General features: G+C 66.2%; 1 protein-coding gene. It reads right to left on the reverse strand.

What is annotated here, in order from left to right; all coding sequences use genetic code 11:
* A partial coding sequence (locus tag ACAG26_RS27690) for a hypothetical protein (protein ID WP_370486275.1) occupies positions 1-201 on the reverse strand: 201 nt, incomplete at both ends.

Here is a 201-nt window from a genome sequence, read left to right on the forward strand (position 1 = left end):
CCGGCCCGCCGCGGAACAGCCGCAGCATGTGCAGGTTGTCCTGATACTCGGTGTGGATCGACCATTTCGAGTGCGGCGTGACGTAGCGCACCGTGACCTCGGGCTGGCCATCCACGGACGGTCCCTGCTCGCCGAACCGACGATGGTCGAGCGGCGGGCGGTAGACCGGCAACCATTCGCCGTATTCGGCGATCCAGTCAT

The sequence above is a fragment of the Mycobacterium sp. pUA109 genome (assembly GCF_041287095.1).
Taxonomy (GTDB): Bacteria; Actinomycetota; Actinomycetes; order Mycobacteriales; family Mycobacteriaceae; genus Mycobacterium.